Origin of the sequence: Virgibacillus necropolis (genome assembly GCF_002224365.1) — a bacterium.
GTDB classification, from domain to species: Bacteria; Bacillota; Bacilli; order Bacillales; family Amphibacillaceae; genus Virgibacillus_F; species Virgibacillus_F necropolis.
This window is the reverse complement of sequence record NZ_CP022437.1, coordinates 2,880,829-2,900,485: the sequence shown is the minus strand read 5'-3', so window position 1 is coordinate 2,900,485 and position 19,657 is coordinate 2,880,829. Positions and strand designations below refer to the sequence as shown.

Genomic DNA, 19,657 nt, shown 5'->3' with positions numbered 1-19,657 from the left:
AGAACATGAAAAAAAATATATCTGTCGGCCTTTTAGGTTTAGGAACAGTTGGTTCTGGTGTCTTTCAAATCATTGAAAGACACCAGGAAGAGCTTGTTCACCAGCTTGGGTGTGGCGTGAATATAAAAAGTATATTAGTTCGTAATTTAGAGAAAACACGTGATGTCCAAGTAGATTCTACATATCTCACTACAAACCCAGAGGATGTTTTAAATCATCCGGAAATTGATGTTATTATCGAGGTAATGGGTGGTATTGATGAAACGCGTGAATATATTCTAAAAGCGTTAGAAGCGAGAAAACATGTTGTAACAGCAAACAAGGATTTAATGGCACTACACGGCCCAGAACTTCAAAATGCTGCAAATCAGTATGGGTGTGACCTATTTTACGAAGCTAGTGTTGCTGGTGGAATTCCGATTGTACGTGGAATAGAAGATGGACTTGTGTCAGATCGAATTGATAAAGTAATGGGAATTGTAAATGGTACAACGAACTATATTCTAACTAAAATGGATGATGAGGGAGTTTCTTATGAAGATGCATTAAAAGAAGCTCAAGAGCTAGGCTTTGCTGAGGCTGATCCAACGGCAGATGTAGGTGGTTTGGACGCTGCCAGAAAAATGGCTATCCTTGCGCGACTTGCATTTTCAACTTCCGTAGATTTAGGAGATGTCGAGGTTAACGGAATTGCAGATCTAGCATTAAAAGATTTACAGTTTGGCAAACAGCTTGGCTTAACAATGAAGTTAATAGGATTTACACATTTCCAGGACAATCAGGTTGAAGTAAGTGTACAACCCACTTTTCTGTCTAGGAATCATCCATTGGCAGCTGTAAAAAATGAAAATAATGCAGTTTATGTTAACGGAGAGGCTGTTGGAGAAACAATGTTTTATGGTCCTGGAGCAGGAGGTCTACCAACCGCAACAGCTGTGATGTCTGATGTGGTTGTTGCTATTAAAAATATGTTATTAGATATAAGTGGACGCTCGTATCTTCCACCCCGTTTTGAAAAGGTTTTAAAAACACCTGATCAACGCTTCAGTAATTATTATTTTAGATTACATGTACAGGATAAGACCGATACATTTACGGCTATTTCAACCATATTTAATGATTTAACTATTAGCTTCGAACGAATTATACAAATTCCTGAAGATGAAATTGTCGTAGTAACGCATGAAACAACATTGGAAAAGGTTAGAAATGTCTTAGCTGATTTACAGAAGGCAGATGTCGTAAAAGAAGTAAAAAGTCATTTTCGTATTGAAGGAGCTGTTGGAGAATGAACTGGCAAGGAATAATCAAACAGTATGGATCATATTTACCTATAACAACAGAAACACCTGCTTTAACCCTTCATGAGGGAAATACACCATTAATACACTTTTCGCACTTATCTGAACAACTAGGTGTGGAACTATATGGCAAAGTGGAAGGAGCAAACCCGACAGGCTCTTTCAAAGATCGAGGAATGGTAATGGCTGTTGCAAAGGCAGTGGAAGCAGGGAGTAAATCTGTTATTTGTGCATCTACTGGGAACACATCAGCCTCTGCTGCAGCATATGCCGCCAAAGCAGGGATACGTGCGATTATTGTAATTCCAAAGGGGAAAGTAGCACTTGGAAAACTTGCACAAGCAAAAATGTATGGTGCTGAAATCGTAGAAATTGATGGAAATTTTGATGATGCATTGAAAATGGTACGAAAGTTAAGTGAAAAAACTGCAGTTACACTCGTTAACTCGGTGAATCCTTACCGGTTGGAAGGGCAAAAAACGGCTGCCTTTGAAGTGTGTGAACAACTTGGTTCTGCACCCGATATCCTTGCTATTCCAGTTGGTAATGCAGGTAATATCAGTGCCTACTGGAAAGGATTTAAGGAGTATCATGATGAAAAGTCAACAGGTCTGCCAAAAATGTTCGGATTTGAAGCGGAAGGTGCAGCGGCGATTGTGAAAAATAAAATTATCCCTAATCCGGAAACAGTAGCTACAGCCATTCGAATCGGGAATCCAGCAAGCTGGGATTTTGCAGTTGCCGCAAGGGATGAATCTGGTGGGAAAATTAATTTTGTAACAGATAATGAAATTACAGATGCATTTAAACTTCTGGCACGTAAAGAAGGAATTTTTGCAGAGCCAGGATCTTGTGCCTCCATTGCAGGAGTTATCCAACAATGTAAGGAGGGGTCTATTACACCAGGAAATAAAGTGGTTGCTGTTTTGACTGGAAATGGGTTGAAAGATCCACAGACAGCGATCGATCAAGTAACTGTAGAACCAGTGTCACTTCCAAATGATGAAGAAAAAGTTATGGCTTATATAGCAGATATGGTGGCGACATGAAACAGTTCGATATCACAATCCCAGCGAGTTCAGCAAATATGGGCCCGGGATTTGATTCTGCAGGACTTGCATTAAATCGTTTTTTGACGTTGCATGTAACAGAACAGGATAATTGGGAGATTGAGCACCACTCCCACCTTTTGCCTTCTTTTACTAATTATCACGATCATTTTATTTATCAGATTGCAAAACAAACTGCACAACGTCATCAGAAAGCTCTACCTGGTTGTAAAGTAATTGTCGATAGTGGGATTCCATTAGCACGGGGACTTGGTAGTAGTGCTTCTGCTGCGCTAGCAGGAATTGAACTGGCGAATCAACTATGTGGTCTGGGTTTAACTAGCGAACAAAAGCTAGAGTATGGAACCGACATCGAAGGGCATCCAGATAATGTGGCGTCTGCATTATTCGGAGGAATTGTGGTTACAGCTACAACACAGAACAACAAGGTTGAATATGTGCAAATACCAACTCTCGATTTAGATGTTGTAGTTTATATTCCAAACGTGGAACTAAAAACGGAAACAGCGCGGCAGTTACTTCCGTCTAATTTAACTAGAAAAAGTGCAACTACTGCAAGTGCAATTAGTAACCTAATGCTTGCCTCCCTTTTATCTGGAAATTTTCATTTAGCCGGAAAAATGATGGAAAGTGATTTATTTCATGAACCATACCGTGCAGATCTTATCCCGAACTACCATTCCATAAAGCAGGAAGCTAAAAAAGTGAATGCCTATGGAACTGTTATAAGCGGGGCCGGTCCAACAATGATTTCCTTTGTACCAAAAGGAGAAGGAACGATGATATCGAAGCACATGACAGCTAAACTTTCTGATTACGAGGTTGTTGCGTTAAAAATAGATCAAAACGGTTTACAGATTAACCAAATAACTCCAGTTTAAAAACTGGAGTTTCCTTAACAATTAAAAAATGTAATAAAATCGTAATAAAAAGTTTATTCTCACAGCTTTCCTTACCATGTAATCGTTGTAAACGCATACAATTATTTAGATTTATTCAAAGTATCAAAAAACTTTAAAAAACCTATTGACCAACCGTCTAAAACGTTATATGATTGTCGGCAATATCAGTTATCAAAATGTTTAAAAACACATGAATAACAATTAACTCGATGACGGGAAAAAAGGAACATGTTATATGTATTTACAGAGAGCTAGGGTTGCTGGAAGCCTAGAAATACATATTGTTCTGACATCATCCCTGAGTGCCAAGTTGAACGGATTTTTCTAGTAGACTTGGTCAGGTGCATTTTTATGTACCTGTTATCAAAGTAGGCTGTTCATCAGCCTCATAAGGTAGTATTCGTAAGAGTGCTACAAACATGGGTGGTACCGTGAAAAGATGGCTCTTTTCTCCCCTATAATTCTGAATTTATGCAGATTTATGGGGAGTAAAGGGTCTTTTTTGAATCCAATATGAGGAGGTATGTAGTGTGAAAGTTGAGGCAAAGCAAGAGATGGAACGTACGAAAGTATTAAGAACCGGGTCTGATTTATTAATTGAAACATTGGTTGATGCAGAAGTTGACACGTTATTTGGTTATCCAGGTGGAGCTGTATTACCGATTTATGATGCGCTATACCGAAATAAAGCCCCTTTTGAGCATGTACTTTCTCGTCATGAACAAGGTTCCATTCATGCGGCAGAAGGTTATGCACGTGTTACTGGAAAACCGGGTGTAGTGCTCGCTACTTCAGGACCTGGGGCAACTAATTTAATTACTGGAATTACAGATGCAATGATGGATTCGTTGCCACTGGTTATATTTACTGGTCAGGTAGCAAACAGTGTTATTGGAACGGATGCTTTTCAAGAAGCAGACATTATGGGAATAACTACACCGATTACCAAATACAATTATCAAGTGAAAAATGTATCTGATTTACCAAGAATCGTAAAAGAAGCTTTTCATGTTGCTTCAACAGGGCGACCTGGGCCAGTAGTTGTGGATATTCCTAAAAATATATCCGCTGCGATTACCACCGAAAAATTTGAAAATGACTTTTATTTACCAGGATATCAACCGACTAAGACTCCTAATCCATTACAGATTGTTAAATTAGCGGATGCTCTAAGTCGTTCAAAACGTCCATTACTACTAGCAGGTGCAGGGGTACTATCAGCGAATGCTGCAGAAGAACTGAAAGAGTTCGCTGAGAAGTATCAGCTTCCAGTAGCCAATACATTGCTTGGGCTCGGAAGCTTTCCAGGTTCTAATTCACTTTCTTTAGGGATGGCCGGAATGCACGGGATGTACGCAGCAAACATGGGAATTTATGAATGTGATTTATTACTAAATATTGGGGCAAGATTTGATGATCGTCTAACTGGCAACATCGAACATTTTGCACCAAACGCAAAAGTAGCTCACATTGATATTGATCCAGCAGAAATTGGGAAAAATATTTCAACTGCTATTCCCGTTGTGGCAGATGCAAAGGAAGCATTAAAGGCATTATTAACAAGCTCTATTGGGATGCCAGACCATAAAGTATGGAAAGAACGGTTACAGAGTAATAAAACTAATTATCCGTTATGGCATGAAAAGTCAGACGAATTAATTTCGCCGCAATGGCTACTCAAACAAGTTTATCGTGTGTCGAATGGAGAGGCGATTGTAACAACAGACGTTGGGCAACATCAAATGTGGGCAGCACAATACTACGCATTTGATAAACCTAATCGCTGGGTAACATCTGGAGGGCTAGGAACAATGGGATTTGGTTTTCCAGCAGCGATTGGTGCTCAACTTGGAGCTCCTAATGATCTGGTAGTTTCTGTGGTCGGTGACGGTGGATTTCAAATGACTCTTCAAGAATTGTCGGTCATTAAAGAAAGAAACCTACCAGTAAAAATAATCATTGTTAATAACGAGGCACTAGGAATGGTAAGACAATGGCAGGAAAGCTTTTATGAAGAAAGATATTCCGAATCGCTTCTTTCTCAGAATCCTGATTTTGTAAAACTTGCAGAAAGCTATGGGATTCGCGGATTAAAAATCGACAATGAAAATGATGTGGTCGAAACGCTTGAGGATGTATTTTCCTATGATGGGCCTGTTGTAGTTGATTGTCGAGTTGTTCAACTGGAATGTGTTTATCCGATGATTGCCCCTGGGAAAGGGATTCATGAAATGATAGGGGTGACGAAATGAAACGCATTATAACGGCTACCGTTCAGGATCGAAGTGGTGTTCTGAACCGGATCACAGGGATGTTGTATAAACGTCAGTTCAATATCGATAGCATTTCTGTCGGAAATTCAGAAATAGAAGGGCTGTCCAAAATGACATTTGTTGTGGAAGTTGGTGACCATCAAAAGCTAGAACAACTGACAAAACAATTAAATAAGCAAATTGATGTTATAAAAGTATCGGATATTACGGATAAGGCAATCGTTGCAAGAGAATTGGCGCTTGTTAAAGTAGGTGGTAGTGGTCACTTACATGCTGAAATTCAAGGAATCATAGCACCGTTTCGTGCATCTGTAATTGATGTTAGCAAGGATAGCTTAACCATACAGATAACAGGAAAGCCGAATAAAGTTGAAGCATTAATTTCATTGCTTAGACCATATGGAATAAAAGAACTGACCAAAACAGGTGTTACAGCCTTCTTAAGAGGACAACAGCCAAAACAGGTTACCGAGATAAACTCATTTACTATATAAAATTAAAAATGGAGAGGAAGATTTAAATGTCAAAAGTACTTTATGAAAAAGATATCCAAAAAGAGGTATTACAAGGAAAGAAAATCGCTGTAGTAGGTTATGGGTCACAAGGGCATGCTCATGCATTGAACCTTCGCGAGAGTGGATACGATGTAGTTGTAGGACTTAGACCAGGTAAGTCTCAAGAAAAGGCGGAGGAAGATGGTTTTAAAGTTCTTTCCGTAGCAGATGCAGTAAGTGGGGCAGATGTTGTGATGGTACTTCTTCCAGATGAACATCAACCGACCGTATATTTTGAAAGTATTCAACCTAATCTTAAACCAAATAGTGCAATTGCATTCGCGCACGGATTCAATATCCACTTTACACAAGTAGTTCCACCACTCGATGTAGACGTATTTCTAGTTGCACCAAAAGGGCCGGGACATTTAGTACGCCGGACTTTTGAAGAAGGTGCGGGAGTTCCAGCACTTTATGGTGTTTATCAAGATGTTACTGGAAAGGCTAAAGAGCTTGCACTTGCATACTCACAAGGAATTGGTGCCGCTAGAGCGGGTGTTCTGGAAACAACATTCCAAGAAGAAACGGAAACAGATTTGTTTGGCGAGCAAGCCGTGCTATGCGGAGGAGTTACAAGTTTAATAAAAGCAGGGTTTGAAACATTAACAGAAGCAGGTTACCAGCCGGAAGTAGCTTACTTTGAATGTATGCACGAGATGAAGCTAATTGTTGATTTGTTGTATGAAGGTGGACTTGAAAACATGCGCTATTCCGTGTCAGATACAGCACAATGGGGAGATTTTGTATCTGGACCACGTGTAATCAATGATGAAACGAAAGATCGAATGAAAGAAATTCTTGCAGATGTACAATCTGGTGAATTTGCGAAAGGTTGGATCTTAGAGAACCAAGCTAATCGTCCTAAGTTTAATGCAACCAATGCAAAAGAAAACCAACATCCAATTGAAAAAGTAGGAAGGGAGTTACGTGACTTAATGCCTTTTGTAAAACAATCATTAAAATCTAAACAAAAGGATGTGAAGGTACATGTCACAAATTAAGATTTTCGATACAACACTTAGAGATGGTGAACAATCACCTGGAGTTAATTTAAACCAACTAGAAAAATTGGAAATCGCAAAACAGCTCGAACGATTCGGTGTTGATAGAATGGAGGCAGGGTTTCCTGCTTCCTCCAAAGGGGATTTTAATGCTGTAAAAACGATCGCAGACACCATTAAAGATACTTCCGTTACAGGATTAGCTAGAACAGTGAAATCAGATGTTGATGTAGCCTGGGAGGCGTTGAGAGGTGCCGCAGAGCCTTGCTTACATCTTTTTCTAGCAACATCACCGATTCACATGACATATAAGCTGAAGAAATCACCAGAACAAGTTATCGATACTGCTGTAGAAATGGTTTCCTATGCAAAACAAAAGTTTCCACAAGTAGAATGGTCTGCAGAAGATGCATCTAGATCAGATTGGAAGTTTTTGGCTCAAATTATTGAACGTGTTATCGACGCAGGTGCCACTGTTATTAACTTGCCTGATACAGTTGGATATACGACACCTTTAGAGTATGGTAATTTGTTTAAATTCATAAAAGAAACCGTACCAAATATTCACCGTGCGAGCCTTTCTTGTCATTGCCATAATGACTTAGGTATGGCGGTAGCTAATTCGCTAGCTGCAGTGGAAAATGGCGCAACACAGGTGGAAGGGACTATTAACGGAATTGGCGAGCGAGCTGGAAATGCAGCTCTTGAGGAGTTTGCGGTAGCACTTAAGATTCGCTCCGACCATTATCCTTACCATACAAATCTTAAATTGAATGAAATTAAGCGTACTAGTGATCTAGTAGCGAAATTAACCGGGATGTATGTGCAAGCAAATAAAGCGGTTATCGGCCGTAATGCATTTGCGCATGAGGCAGGTATCCATCAGGATGGGGTACTAAAACATGCTTCAACCTATGAAATTATCACACCAGAAATGGTAGGGATAAGTTCAAACACATTGTTCCTTGGAAAACATTCAGGACGACATGCCTTCAAGGACAAAGTAAAGGAACTTGGGTATGAACTTTCAGATGAGAAGCTTAAAGAAGCATTCAACCTATTTAAGTTGTTAACAGACCGTAAAAAAGAAGTAACGGATGATGATTTATTTACGATATTAATGGAAATTCAAACAGACACTTCAACAGTGGAGAAGTACCAATTAGAAATGTTTCAGGTGCAATATGGTACAGCGAATATACCTACTGCAACAGTGCTGTTAAAAAATCCTGACGGAGAAACCGTACAAACAGCTTGCACTGGTCAGGGTAGTGTAGAGGCGTTATACAAAACGTTAGATTCATTAATAACAGAGGATCTTCATCTAGTAGATTACCAGCTTAATTCAGTTGGGCGTGGAAAGGATGCTCTTGCAGAATCACATGTGCAACTCGTTATTAATGGGGAACCAATGAACGGCAGGGGGACCGCCCAAGATGTTATTGAAGCGTCTGCAAATGCATTTTTAAATGCGGTGAATCGCTATATTGTACAACAGAAAACGGCTAAAAATAAACAGATCTTAAAATAACAGAAGGAAAGAGGAGGGGAGATTTATGAATAAGCAAATTATTCTACTTCCAGGTGATGGTGTTGGTAAAGAAATTATGGAATCAGCAAAGCTTGTGTTAAATACGGTTGCGAGTGAATTTGGTCATAGTTTTACCTTTCATCAACACGCTATCGGTGGTGATGCTATTGATCAATCTGGTACACCTTTACCAGAAGATACCATTAAAGCATGCAAACATGGAGACGCCATTCTTTTGGGTGCAGTGGGAGGAGAGAAGTGGGACTCCCTTCCTGGACACATGAGACCGGAAAAAGGGTTGCTTGGTATTCGAAAAGAGCTAGGACTATTTGCCAATTTACGTCCAGTGAAAGGCTTTACTCCTTTGTTACATGCTTCACCGCTAAAAGAAGACGTGATAAAAGACAGTGATATTTTAATCATTCGCGAACTAACTGGTGGACTTTATTTTGGGAAGCCAAGTGAACGGCGCGAGAACGGTAATGCTGTTGTTGACACACTTTATTACCATCGCAGTGAAATGGAACGAATTATAGATAAAGCTTTTCAAAGTGCTAGATTAAGAAACAAGCAGTTGACATCTGTTGATAAAGCGAATGTCCTGGAATCAAGTCGCATGTGGCGTGAAGTTGTTAACGAAAAAAGCAAGGATTATCCAGATGTGACGGTAGAGCATTTACTTGTTGATGCCGCCGCGATGAAACTTATTACGCAGCCGAATCGCTTTGATGTCATCGTTACTGAAAATTTATTTGGAGATATTTTAAGTGACGAAGCTTCCGTTTTAACAGGATCTTTAGGAATGCTACCGTCAGCTAGTGTTCGTTCAGATGGAGTTGGATTATATGAACCTGTTCATGGATCTGCACCTGATATTGCTGGGAAAGGGATAGCTAATCCACTTGGTATGATCCTTTCTGCTGCATTAATGCTACGACACTCATTTGGATTGGAAGAGGAAGCATCTGAAATTGAAGAAGCTGTTTATAATAGTCTTGAGCAAGGATACCATACCCCTGATTTGCATATTAAGGGCGGAAAGCAAGTAGGTACAAAAGAAATGACAAAAATAGTAGTAGAAAGCTTAACAACGAAAAGTGTTTCGAACAGTATTTGCAGTATGTATGTCTAAATGACGGGATGTGATGAAATGGTAAAACCTGAAACAATCGTTAATAAAATTTGGAATAAACATGTTGTACACGCAGAAGAAGGAACCCCAAACTTGCTTTATATTGATTTACATTTAGTTCACGAAGTAACCTCTCCTCAGGCTTTTGAGGGGTTACGTCTGAACAATCGAAAGGTACGACGCCCAGATTTAACGTATGCAACAATGGACCACAATGTTCCAACCAAAAATAGGGATGTTATTAAAGACCAAATTGCTGAGAAGCAAATGGAAACGTTGAGACAGAATTGTAAAGCAAACGGGATAAGGTTAGCGGATATGTATCACCCTGACCAAGGAATTGTTCATGTAATCGGTCCACAGCTTGGCTTAACCCAACCTGGAAAAACAATTGTATGCGGGGACAGTCATACATCCACACATGGTGCATTTGGTGCATTAGCTTTTGGAATTGGAACAAGTGAAGTTGAGCATGTACTGGCTACTCAAACATTGTGGCAAGAACAACCTAAAACATTGAATGTACAGGTGGAAGGCGACCTAGGTCCTGGAGTTACGGCAAAGGATTTGATTCTGGCTATCATTGCAAAATTTGGCGTGCGCTTCGGGACAGGATCTGTCATTGAATATACAGGTGATGCAATTCGGAAATTATCCATGGAAGAACGTATGACGGTTTGCAACATGTCGATTGAAGCAGGCGCTAGAGCTGGTTTAATTAGTCCGGATGAAAAAACGATTGAGTTTTTAAAAGGAAAAGAATATGTACCTGAGGGAGAAGCGTTTACTGAAATGGCTGAACAGTGGCTTGATCTTGCTACTGACGAAGGTGCTGTTTACGATAAAACTGTAACAATACATGCAGAAGAAATTGAACCACAAGTATCATGGGGAACAAACCCTGGCATGTGCGTACCAGTAAGTGGAACTACCCCTGATTTAAACGAAGTAGAATATAAGGAAGATGTCGAGCGGGCCCTGGATTATATGGGATTAAAAGAAAACCAGTCGATTACTTCGATAGAGATTGACCATGTATTTATCGGATCTTGTACCAATTCACGATTGAGTGATCTACAGAAGGCAGCTGCTATCGTTGAAGGAAAGCAAGTTAAATCAACTGTCAGAGCTATCGTTGTGCCTGGTTCTTTTAGTATAAAACTGCAGGCAGAAAAAGAAGGCTTGGATACAATTTTTAAAGAAGCTGGATTTGAGTGGCGTGAAGCTGGTTGTAGTATGTGCTTAGCTATGAATGACGATATTGTTCCACCAGAAGGTAGATGTGCATCAACATCTAACCGAAATTTTGAAGGAAGACAAGGGAATGGCTCCCGAACACATTTAGTAAGTCCTGAAATGGCAGCAGCAGCCGCAATAGAAGGTCGTTTTGTGGATGTCCGTTCTTTTGCAGGAGTGCTTAATTAGGAGGTGTTATGTCATGGAAGCTATCAATGAGCATACGGGACTTGTGTACCCGTTGAATCGGACAAATGTTGATACAGATCAAATTATACCGAAGCAATTTTTAAAACGAATTGAACGAACTGGATTTGGCCAATTTTTATTTTATCATTGGCGATTTGACGATGAGGGCAATAAACGAACTGATTTTGGGCTAAATAAAGAGGAATATAACGGTGCATCGATATTATTAGCTGGGGAAAATTTCGGGTGTGGTTCTTCTAGAGAACATGCACCATGGGCATTAGTTGATTATGGATTTCGTGTTGTCATAGCTCCAAGCTTTGCAGATATTTTTTATAATAATGCATTGAAAAATGGCATTATACCTATTCAAATGGAACAAAAACAGCTAAATCAATGGATGCAACAAGCCGAACAATCAAAGTTAATAGTGACTGTAGATCTAGAGGGTCAAACAATTATTACTCCTGATCAAAATAAGGTACACTTTGATATTCCTAACTATCACAAGGAAAAATTGTTAAATGGATGGGATGAAATAGCTCTAACGTTAAAGCACCAAGATAAGATTGATGCATATGAGAATGCATAAGAATGTTGGGGAAAATAGTATTATCATGAGGAGAGTGAGTTAATTGGGGATTGCTTAACAGGTGAAACAGTTCATACTGCGATGGAACGTTTAGTTCCTATCGTTCACCGTACACCATTAATAACATCATCTACAACAAATAAATTAGTTGGAAAAAACGTCTATTTCAAAATGGAAAACCAACAAAAAACAGGAGCATTTAAGTATAGAGGTGCAAGCTTTAAATTGATGCAACTGTCAAACGATGAATTAAAAAAAGGTGTTATAACTGCTTCGGCGGGTAATCATGCCCAGGGAGTAGCACATGCAGCAGCAAAATTAGGCGTTAAAGCAACTATATTCATGGCAGAATCAACACCACAGGCAAAAATTAACGCAACAAGGGCATATGGTGCTGATGTTGTACTGACGGGTAAAACTTTTCAAGAAGCATATGAAGCTTCAATGAAAAAACAACTCCAAAGTGGCGCTGTTTATATTCATCCGTTTGATGATTATGATGTAATGGCAGGGCAAGGAACAATAGCTCTAGAAATGTTAAGGCAAGAGGATCGAATGGACACGATTATCGTTCCAATAGGTGGGGGCGGACTGATTAGCGGCATTGCGGTTGCTGCCAAACATGTTAATCGTAATATTAAGATTATCGGAGTTCAAGCAAGTGGTGCGTCCGCTGTATATGATAGCTACCATTATAATAGAGTGAATAGTTTTACAACAGTATCTACAATCGCAGAAGGTATAGCAGTTAAACAACCTGGTAGAAACACATTGCCACTTATTCGTGATTATGTAGATAATATCGTAACCGTAACAGATGAAGAAATTGCGGCGGCTATAATCTATATGCTTGAACGCAATAAGACATTGATGGAAGGTGCAGGTGCTGCAGCATTAGCAGCGTTATTCAGCCATGGTCATCAAATTAAATCAAGACATTGCGGTATAATTGTTAGTGGCGGAAATATGGATATTGGAGCTCTTCCAAAAATCCAGCAACTGGCAGATAGAACGCATTCTGCATAGGACACGATAGCGAACTACCTCTCGTTTTACAAAAAGATTCTCTTGTCATTATGACAAGAGAATCTTTTTTGTATGAAAGGAGAATGTATTTTTAGCGGTGATTTGTCTAGCCTCAGCTCCTAGCCCCCCTCGAGGTTTTGATATGTTCGAATGAGTGTTGATATTTTGGAACAAGCGTTACAACGAATCTCTTTGTGATAAAAATCATCACTACGAGATTCGTTGTAAACTTGCCTGAGGCTGACCAGGGCGCTTGTGCTTTAATTATTTTCTCACACCACGTGAAGGCTAACTTCACCAACATCTTCAAAACGGACTTGATAAATTCCTTTTTGTAATACTTTAGGCAGAATAAAAGTACCAGAAGAGATTATCATACCTTTTTTAATACTATGTCCATTTTTGGCAAGCTCATCGATAAGCCAATTTATCGCATGGACAGGATTCCCAAGAACTTCAGATGAAGATCCTTTAGCGATTATTTCTCCGTCTAACTGCAGTTCAGCGTTTATATTTCCTAATTGCTCAACTGTTAATCCTTGCACAGGCGCCCCAACAACCACATTTCCTGCCACCGCACTATCTGCAATAATCTGACCAAAACTGAGGTTTGGAAACCAGTCCGTAAAACGTGAATCTGGAATTTCCAGACCAGGCGCAATACTCGTTTTTTGTAGAATGGATTGAAAATCGTCTTCAGTTGATAAATCCTCATCTGCAATAAACATTAATTCGATTTCGATTAAAGGAGATTGCATATTATTTAACTTAATCGTTCCGTCAGAAAGACTTGTTTGTGTTAAAGCTCCATAAAGAGGTGTAGTTGAATGAAACAATGCTTGAGTTTCTTCACTAGTCAAGCTAATTTTATATCCTAGTAGCTTATCATCTTTCAAGGTAGCTTTTTTTTCGGTAATTTGGTGCTGAATGTTATAAGCATCCGATTTACTAATATTCTCTGGAATAATCGCTTTTGAAATAGGCTGTTTAAGATCGGATGCATTGTATAATGTTTCAATCAGGTTCATCTGTTTAGTATTGGACTGCATTATTGGAACACCTCTTTCTTATGAATGTTAGATACTTATAGTAACAAATGATTAGCGGATTTGTAAGTATTCATTACTGTGAGTGGGTTATTTAGTTAATAGTTAGATTTTTGTGTGATAAAATAAATGTTAGAAGGGTCCAATGATTAATTGAAGAAAATAACATGACTAATGGTTACTTAAAATAATGCTACTAAAGTTAAATTTCTCATTCCTTATAACTCACTTTATTTTATTTAAAACTTTTATGGTATGCGGAAAATTGTATATGCGTAAATATAAAATAGTTATAAAGTGTTAATTATGGGAGGAAAACGAGATGAAAAAATTGAAATCAATGAAGCTTTGGGGAGTAGCATTAAGTGCAATAGTCTTACTAATAGTAGCTTATAATATAGGTGCTAATGGTGCAAAAGCAACTGTGGGTGGTGAGAAGTTAAGATATGATGAAATTGTTAAGAAAATCGATGAATCCAATAATGCATTAAATGAAGCAAATAATGTGTTAAAGAAAAAAGAAGCTAAAGTAAAAGAAAATGAAGTAGCTTTTCAAGAACAAGAAGAAAAACTCGAAAATAAACGAAAGGAAGTTGACGATGCATTAGCGCTTTTAGATACTCGCGATAAATTAAATAATGAAATAGAAGGATTGAAAACCGAAGTAGATGGATTGAAGTCAAATCGGGATAACATAAAATCTGACATTGAAACAAAACAGAAAGAATTGGATGAAATAGCAAGTGTAATCAAAAGGAAGAAAGCAGATCCAATTGAACTACTATCTGGACAATATAAAGTAGGAAAGGATGTACCAGAGGGGAGGTATCAAGTTACAAATGTGGGTAGCGGGACTAATTTCGTTGTCTACGATAGTGATGGATATCCTACCGTTAATACCATTTTAGGGGATGATGGTATTGGTTCGGGAGATTATGTTTTTTTTACATCAGTGGGTGATATAATTGAAACGATGGGGCAGGTTAAGCTGACACCAGTTGAGTAATTCTAGCTCTGGTAAATAAGTGATTAAAAATAGTGATAAACAGGAATTTCAATTTATATGGAGAATTAGATTAGAGAGGTACAACAGGCGTATGATGAATATAAAGAAGAGTTTAATTGGTGAGATTGTAGTTTGGAAAATATAGTACTGAATATAATTTCAAAAGCAAAAATTGATAATCGATTTATTCTTGGTATAGATGGATTAAGTCGTTCAGGGAAAACAACCCTTGTTAAAAAGGTTAGTAAAGATTCACAGGATAAGAAGACACCTTTTTATGTTTTTCATATGGATGATCACATCGTTGAACACGATAAACGTTACAATACTGGGTATAAAGAATGGTTCGAATATTATCATTTGCAATGGGATGTGCAATGGGATGTGCAATGGCTAATAGATCACTTTTTCAAAAAATTAAAGGAAGCTAGCGAACTTAAGCTTCCATTCTATGATAAGGAGTCTGATACACCTATCTATCGTAATATAAAACTTTCGAGTAAATGCATAATCCTAATTGAAGGCGTTTTTATACAGCGTTCCGAGTGGAAAAGGTTCTTCGATTATGTAGTATTCTTGGATTGTCCAAGAGATAAAAGGTTTTTACGTGAAAGTAGTTCCACCCAAAAGAATGTTGAAAAATTTAGAAACAGGTATTGGAAAGCAGAAGACTATTATTTAATAACAGAAGGGCCAATAAACCAGGCTGATTTGGTAATTAAGGAAAAGGAGAGATTCTGAATATGTACGAACAAAAAACTAAAGAGACTGATAGTAGTGTCATTGAGTTCATTGAAAGCGTTGAAAGTCCTAAAAAGCGTGAAAGTGCCTACAAATTATTAGATATTTTTACCGAAACAACTGGTTATGAAGCAAAGTTGTGGGGAACGAGTATCATCGGATTCGGTTCCTATCATTATAAATATGAATCTGGACATGAAGGCGATGCACCACTAGTTGGTTTCTCACCTCGAAAGGCGAAAATCAGTTTGTATTTTGCGACAGGTGATACAAAACGAGTGGAATTATTAAAGGATTTTGGAAAACATACAACTGGTAAGGCGTGCGTGTATATCAATAAAGTAGAAGATATTGATGTTGGTGTATTAAAAGAATTAATAAACCAATCTGTCATCTTTTTAAATGAAACCTACCCGGATATATAAAAAAATACCATCTACATAAGAGGCGCCTCCATAAAAGCCTTTTAATCGGCTAAATAAACGAATCTGGAGGAATAAGCATGACAAAAGATAAATTATTTTTTGATTACTTGAAAGATGTAAATCAGGGTTTTGAAGGATGGGATTTCTCCTATATCTCAGAAGCAGGACGTATGGGGAATGAATTACTTTCGTGGTCATATGGAAGTATGGCAAAACCACTTGTTCAGAATGCTCAATCCATGTTGGATATGGGAACTGGTGGTGGAGAATTTTTGTCTATGTTAAGACCTTTTCCGAAAAAAGTCTGTGCGACTGAAGCTTATAAACCGAATGTTCCATTAGCACAGAATAAACTAGAGCCCTTAGGTGTAGAGGTTTTTCCGATTGAGGAAGACACCGATTTACCATTTGCCAATAAGCAATTTGATTTGATTATTAATAAACATGAATCATACTCACCTAAAGAGTTAAGAAGGATTATTTCTGATCATGGAATATTTCTTACACAGCAGGTGGGCGGAATGAATGATGCTGGAATTAATGAAGGTCTTGGTGTACCGATAAACGATGAATTTTCGTATTGGAATTTAGAAACGGCAGTTAGCGAGCTTAGCAATCACTCTTTTGAGGTCTCCTTTAGTAAGGAAGAATTTCCAATTGAACGTTTTTATGATGTAGGTGCTTTAGTTTATTATCTAAAAGCTATCCCATGGCAGGTACCAGATTTTAGTATTGAAAAATATATAGAAAAGTTATATCAGATACATCAACAAATAAAATCAGTAGGGTATTTTGATGTGAAACAGCATCGGTTTGTTATTTGTGCTAAGGCTATCTAGAATACAACTGGTTGATGCACCACCTTTACTCGAAGTGGTGCACAACCTATATGCTAATGATACTTTTTATCTGGCCTCTCGTCTGGATGAAGCTTATCTTTAACTTTTTCAATCGCTTGCTCAACCATTTCATCAGCAATCATGACTTTGTCCGTATCGTATTTTTCCTCAGTTGGGACCTCGAATTGAAGTTTCTCAGCATAAGGTGCAGATCTATTCATCATAAACGCCGAGGTCACATCACAATAGATGTCACGAGCTTTTTCTGCGTTCTGTTTACCAGTGACGATGTCATTCATTAAATTAAGAGCAAGAATATTAGCCGCTTCCATATCACAACGGGAAGATACTTCTCCTTTTGTCCTTTCAACGATTACACTTCCATCAAATTTTGCAAGTTCGCTAAACATTTCAGGCGGTACTGAATAGTTAATAAAATTCTCAATTACATCGGTATGAGGTTGCGGGAAATCATGCGGAATCTCATCCCTATAAACAACTGTCCGTTTCCACTGTCCATTGTTAAACCAGATTAATCTGCTAGGAATAGCTTCGTTTGGAGGGCCGTATTGTTCAATCGTGGAGTTAGCTGCTTTTTTGGACATGGCGTTCCAATCATTCACTATCATTCGAACGGCCTCCATATGTGCTTGTGTATCAGTGGTTTTCTCAGCTCCACCAAAAGTCTGTACCTTTAAATCACTCGCTAGTGTAATACCAGCAGTTTTCAACTTTTCTTCTTGTTCCATGGTATACCTCCATCATTATAGTTTCACTTATTATTTGTGAAACCTTTTATATTAATCCTTTAAGTGTACAAATTTTTAATGAAAATGAAAAAATTAAAAGAATAATTCACCCTGTGTTACAATTATTCTAAAAGAAGTAGATTACTTCAGTAATGAACTAATAAAAATTTCCCACTATAAATAACATCAAAAGGTAGAGGTGATAATCATGAAGGCTGCCAAAATCATCTTTATTGTTCTAGTTGTATTTTCGATAGTCATTCTAATAGATACGATTCAGTCCAATGAAAAAAATGAAACTGTTAAGGAGGAAAGCGAAATGGTAGATCCAAATAAACAGGCTAAAGCTGATACGAAAACAGGTTCGCTTCAGGAAAAGTTAGATAAGTATATTAAAAATGAACCAAACTTAAATGGCGCTTTGATTGGAGTGAGTATCCGATCAGCTACAACGGGTGAAGTGATATATGAACATAATGGCGATATTCGAATGCAGCCTGCTTCGAATATGAAGTTGTTTACGGGAGCAGCTGCATTATCTACACTCGGCAGGGATTATACCTTTAAAACGGAATTACTCGCGGATGGACCGATAAATGGTGAAACCCTTCAAGGCAATCTATACATAAAAGGAAAAGGTGATCCTACTTTATTACCTTCTGATTTTGCTGATTTTGCAAAACAGATAAGCGATCGCGGAATTACAAAAGTAACTGGTAATGTTATTGCGGATGATACGTGGTATGACGATGTTCGTATTTCACCTGATTTGATCTGGGAGGATGAACAATATTATTACGGGGCGCAAATTTCAGCGTTAACAGCTTCACCGACGACTGACTATGATGCAGGTTCGGTGATTGTGGAAGCCAGTCCTGGTAGTAATGTGGGCGAAAAACCGGTAGTAACCGTGTCACCCCAAACGAATTACGTGCGTATTATTAATAATGCTAAGACGGTATCAGCTGAAGAAGAAGAGGATATTGAAGTCGGAAGGAAGCACGGTACAAATGTTATTACAATTGATGGAACAATTCCAATTGATTCATCAACAGCAAAAGAATGGATGGCAGTTTGGGAGCCGACAGGTTATGCATTAGATTTGTTTCAGCAAGCTTTAACGAGTCAAGGTATTTCATGGACTGGTGAAGTGAAAGTAGGTAAAGCACCAGAAACAGCGACTGTTCTGGTTTCACACGAATCCATACCATTATCAAAACTGTTTGTACCATTTATGAAACTAAGTAACAATGTACATGCAGAAGTACTTGTGAAGGAAATGGGAAAAGTAGTAAAAGGTGAGGGAAGTTGGGAAAAGGGCCTTGAGGTAATGGAAGAGGAATTTGTTAAATTAGGATTGAATATCGAAACAATGAGAATTAGAGATGGATCAGGAATTTCAAGCAACAATTTGATCCCAGCTAATGAAATTTCAAAGCTTTTACATGTTGTGCAAAGTAAAGATTGGTTTTCTGCTTATTTTCATTCATTACCTGTTGCTGGTGTAGAGAATCCGATGGTTGGTGGGACTTTACAAGGGAGAATGGAAGAAGTCTCAAATCAGGCAACGATTCAGGCTAAAACTGGAACAATACACTCGGTTAGTTCCTTATCTGGTTATATAAACTCAAGAGAAAGTGAAACCATAATTTTTTCCATAATAAGTAATCATCTACTAGATGAGGATGATGGAAAAGATATAGAGGATAATATTATTAAGATTTTGGCTAACCAATAATAATATTTAGCAGTAAGAAAAGTGCAAGCGTCTTGGTCAGCCTCAGGGGGGCTAGGCACTTGCGCTAGACAGATAAACGCAATACACGCTTTAAAAAAGAAGGAGAGCTATAGTTGTAAGTAGTTTACTTTTGGAGGATAAAATTGAAAACAAGTGAGATAGCATGCCAAATTCATTGGTATGTTATTTTTGTTGGTATAATAATGATATTAAAGTAACTCTACATGTATAAAAAGCCAATGAAGGTTGAAAGAACACAAAAACGTAGAAGAAAAGACCTTCATCAAGCCAATGAAGGACTTTAAA

General features: G+C 38.2%; 18 protein-coding genes. 16 read left to right on the top strand and 2 right to left on the bottom strand.

Annotated features, from left to right (window positions below):
• Positions 1-5 precede the first annotated feature (5 nt).
• The 11 genes from CFK40_RS13900 (at position 6) to ilvA (ending at position 12,807) form a co-directional block, all read left to right on the top strand.
• Positions 6-1,292: a homoserine dehydrogenase gene (locus tag CFK40_RS13900; protein ID WP_089532878.1), complete on the top strand. Its 1,287-nt coding sequence runs from the start codon at positions 6-8 to the stop codon at positions 1,290-1,292.
• Complete coding sequence (thrC, locus tag CFK40_RS13895; protein ID WP_089532877.1) at positions 1,289-2,350, top strand: threonine synthase; 1,062 nt, start codon at positions 1,289-1,291, stop codon at positions 2,348-2,350. The genes CFK40_RS13900 and thrC overlap by 4 nt, the downstream gene beginning before the upstream one ends.
• On the top strand, positions 2,347-3,252 hold the full coding sequence (gene thrB, locus CFK40_RS13890) for a homoserine kinase (RefSeq protein WP_089532876.1): 906 nt from the start codon (positions 2,347-2,349) through the stop codon (positions 3,250-3,252). Before thrC ends, thrB begins: the two co-directional genes overlap by 4 nt.
• Before the next feature lie 551 nt (positions 3,253-3,803).
• The gene (gene ilvB / locus CFK40_RS13885) at positions 3,804-5,525 is read left to right on the top strand and encodes a biosynthetic-type acetolactate synthase large subunit (protein WP_089532875.1); all 1,722 of its coding nucleotides are present in this window, start codon (positions 3,804-3,806) and stop codon (positions 5,523-5,525) included.
• The gene (gene ilvN, locus CFK40_RS13880) at positions 5,522-6,040 is read left to right on the top strand and encodes an acetolactate synthase small subunit (RefSeq protein WP_089532874.1); all 519 of its coding nucleotides are present in this window, start codon (positions 5,522-5,524) and stop codon (positions 6,038-6,040) included. The genes ilvB and ilvN overlap by 4 nt, the downstream gene beginning before the upstream one ends.
• Positions 6,041-6,066: 26 nt before the next feature.
• Complete coding sequence (gene ilvC, locus CFK40_RS13875) at positions 6,067-7,101, top strand: ketol-acid reductoisomerase (RefSeq protein WP_089532873.1); 1,035 nt, start codon at positions 6,067-6,069, stop codon at positions 7,099-7,101.
• Positions 7,088-8,632, top strand: coding sequence for a 2-isopropylmalate synthase (locus CFK40_RS13870; protein ID WP_089532872.1), 1,545 nt, complete (start codon positions 7,088-7,090; stop codon positions 8,630-8,632). The genes ilvC and CFK40_RS13870 overlap by 14 nt, the downstream gene beginning before the upstream one ends.
• A gap of 25 nt (positions 8,633-8,657) precedes the next feature.
• A complete protein-coding gene (leuB, locus tag CFK40_RS13865; protein WP_089532871.1) occupies positions 8,658-9,764 on the top strand; it encodes a 3-isopropylmalate dehydrogenase in 1,107 nt (368 codons plus the stop codon).
• Between the two features lie 18 nt (positions 9,765-9,782).
• Entirely contained in the window at positions 9,783-11,189 is a 1,407-nt protein-coding gene (leuC, locus tag CFK40_RS13860; RefSeq protein ID WP_089532870.1) for a 3-isopropylmalate dehydratase large subunit, read from the top strand.
• A gap of 13 nt (positions 11,190-11,202) precedes the next feature.
• Entirely contained in the window at positions 11,203-11,781 is a 579-nt protein-coding gene (gene leuD / locus CFK40_RS13855) for a 3-isopropylmalate dehydratase small subunit (protein WP_089532869.1), read from the top strand.
• Positions 11,782-11,862: 81 nt separating this feature from the next.
• Positions 11,863-12,807, top strand: coding sequence for a threonine ammonia-lyase (gene ilvA / locus CFK40_RS13850; protein ID WP_089532868.1), 945 nt, complete (start codon positions 11,863-11,865; stop codon positions 12,805-12,807).
• A gap of 272 nt (positions 12,808-13,079) precedes the next feature.
• Here ilvA and CFK40_RS13845 read toward each other — a convergent pair whose 3' ends face one another.
• Positions 13,080-13,856, bottom strand: coding sequence for a 2-keto-4-pentenoate hydratase (locus tag CFK40_RS13845; protein ID WP_089532867.1), 777 nt, complete (start codon positions 13,854-13,856; stop codon positions 13,080-13,082).
• A gap of 319 nt (positions 13,857-14,175) precedes the next feature.
• On the opposite strand from CFK40_RS13845, the gene CFK40_RS13840 reads away from it, so the two are divergent.
• The 4 genes from CFK40_RS13840 to CFK40_RS13825 all read left to right on the top strand — a co-directional run bounded on the left by CFK40_RS13840 (position 14,176) and on the right by CFK40_RS13825 (position 16,864).
• Positions 14,176-14,859, top strand: a complete 684-nt coding sequence (locus tag CFK40_RS13840) for a hypothetical protein (protein WP_089532866.1) — start codon at positions 14,176-14,178, stop codon at positions 14,857-14,859.
• A 132-nt stretch (positions 14,860-14,991) separates the two neighbouring features.
• A complete protein-coding gene (locus CFK40_RS13835; protein WP_089532865.1) occupies positions 14,992-15,600 on the top strand; it encodes a kinase in 609 nt (202 codons plus the stop codon).
• 2 nt (positions 15,601-15,602) lie between these two features.
• Positions 15,603-16,025, top strand: a complete 423-nt coding sequence (locus CFK40_RS13830) for a DUF1801 domain-containing protein (RefSeq protein WP_089532864.1) — start codon at positions 15,603-15,605, stop codon at positions 16,023-16,025.
• A gap of 77 nt (positions 16,026-16,102) precedes the next feature.
• Entirely contained in the window at positions 16,103-16,864 is a 762-nt protein-coding gene (locus CFK40_RS13825; RefSeq protein ID WP_089532863.1) for a methyltransferase domain-containing protein, read from the top strand.
• Between the two features lie 53 nt (positions 16,865-16,917).
• On the opposite strand, the gene CFK40_RS13820 is transcribed toward CFK40_RS13825, so the two are convergent.
• Positions 16,918-17,613, bottom strand: a complete 696-nt coding sequence (locus CFK40_RS13820) for a hypothetical protein (RefSeq protein ID WP_089532862.1) — start codon at positions 17,611-17,613, stop codon at positions 16,918-16,920.
• Positions 17,614-17,821: 208 nt separating this feature from the next.
• Between CFK40_RS13820 and dacB the strand changes: the two genes are divergently transcribed.
• A complete protein-coding gene (gene dacB, locus CFK40_RS13815) occupies positions 17,822-19,351 on the top strand; it encodes a D-alanyl-D-alanine carboxypeptidase/D-alanyl-D-alanine endopeptidase (protein WP_227001780.1) in 1,530 nt (509 codons plus the stop codon).
• Positions 19,352-19,657: the final 306 nt, after the last annotated feature.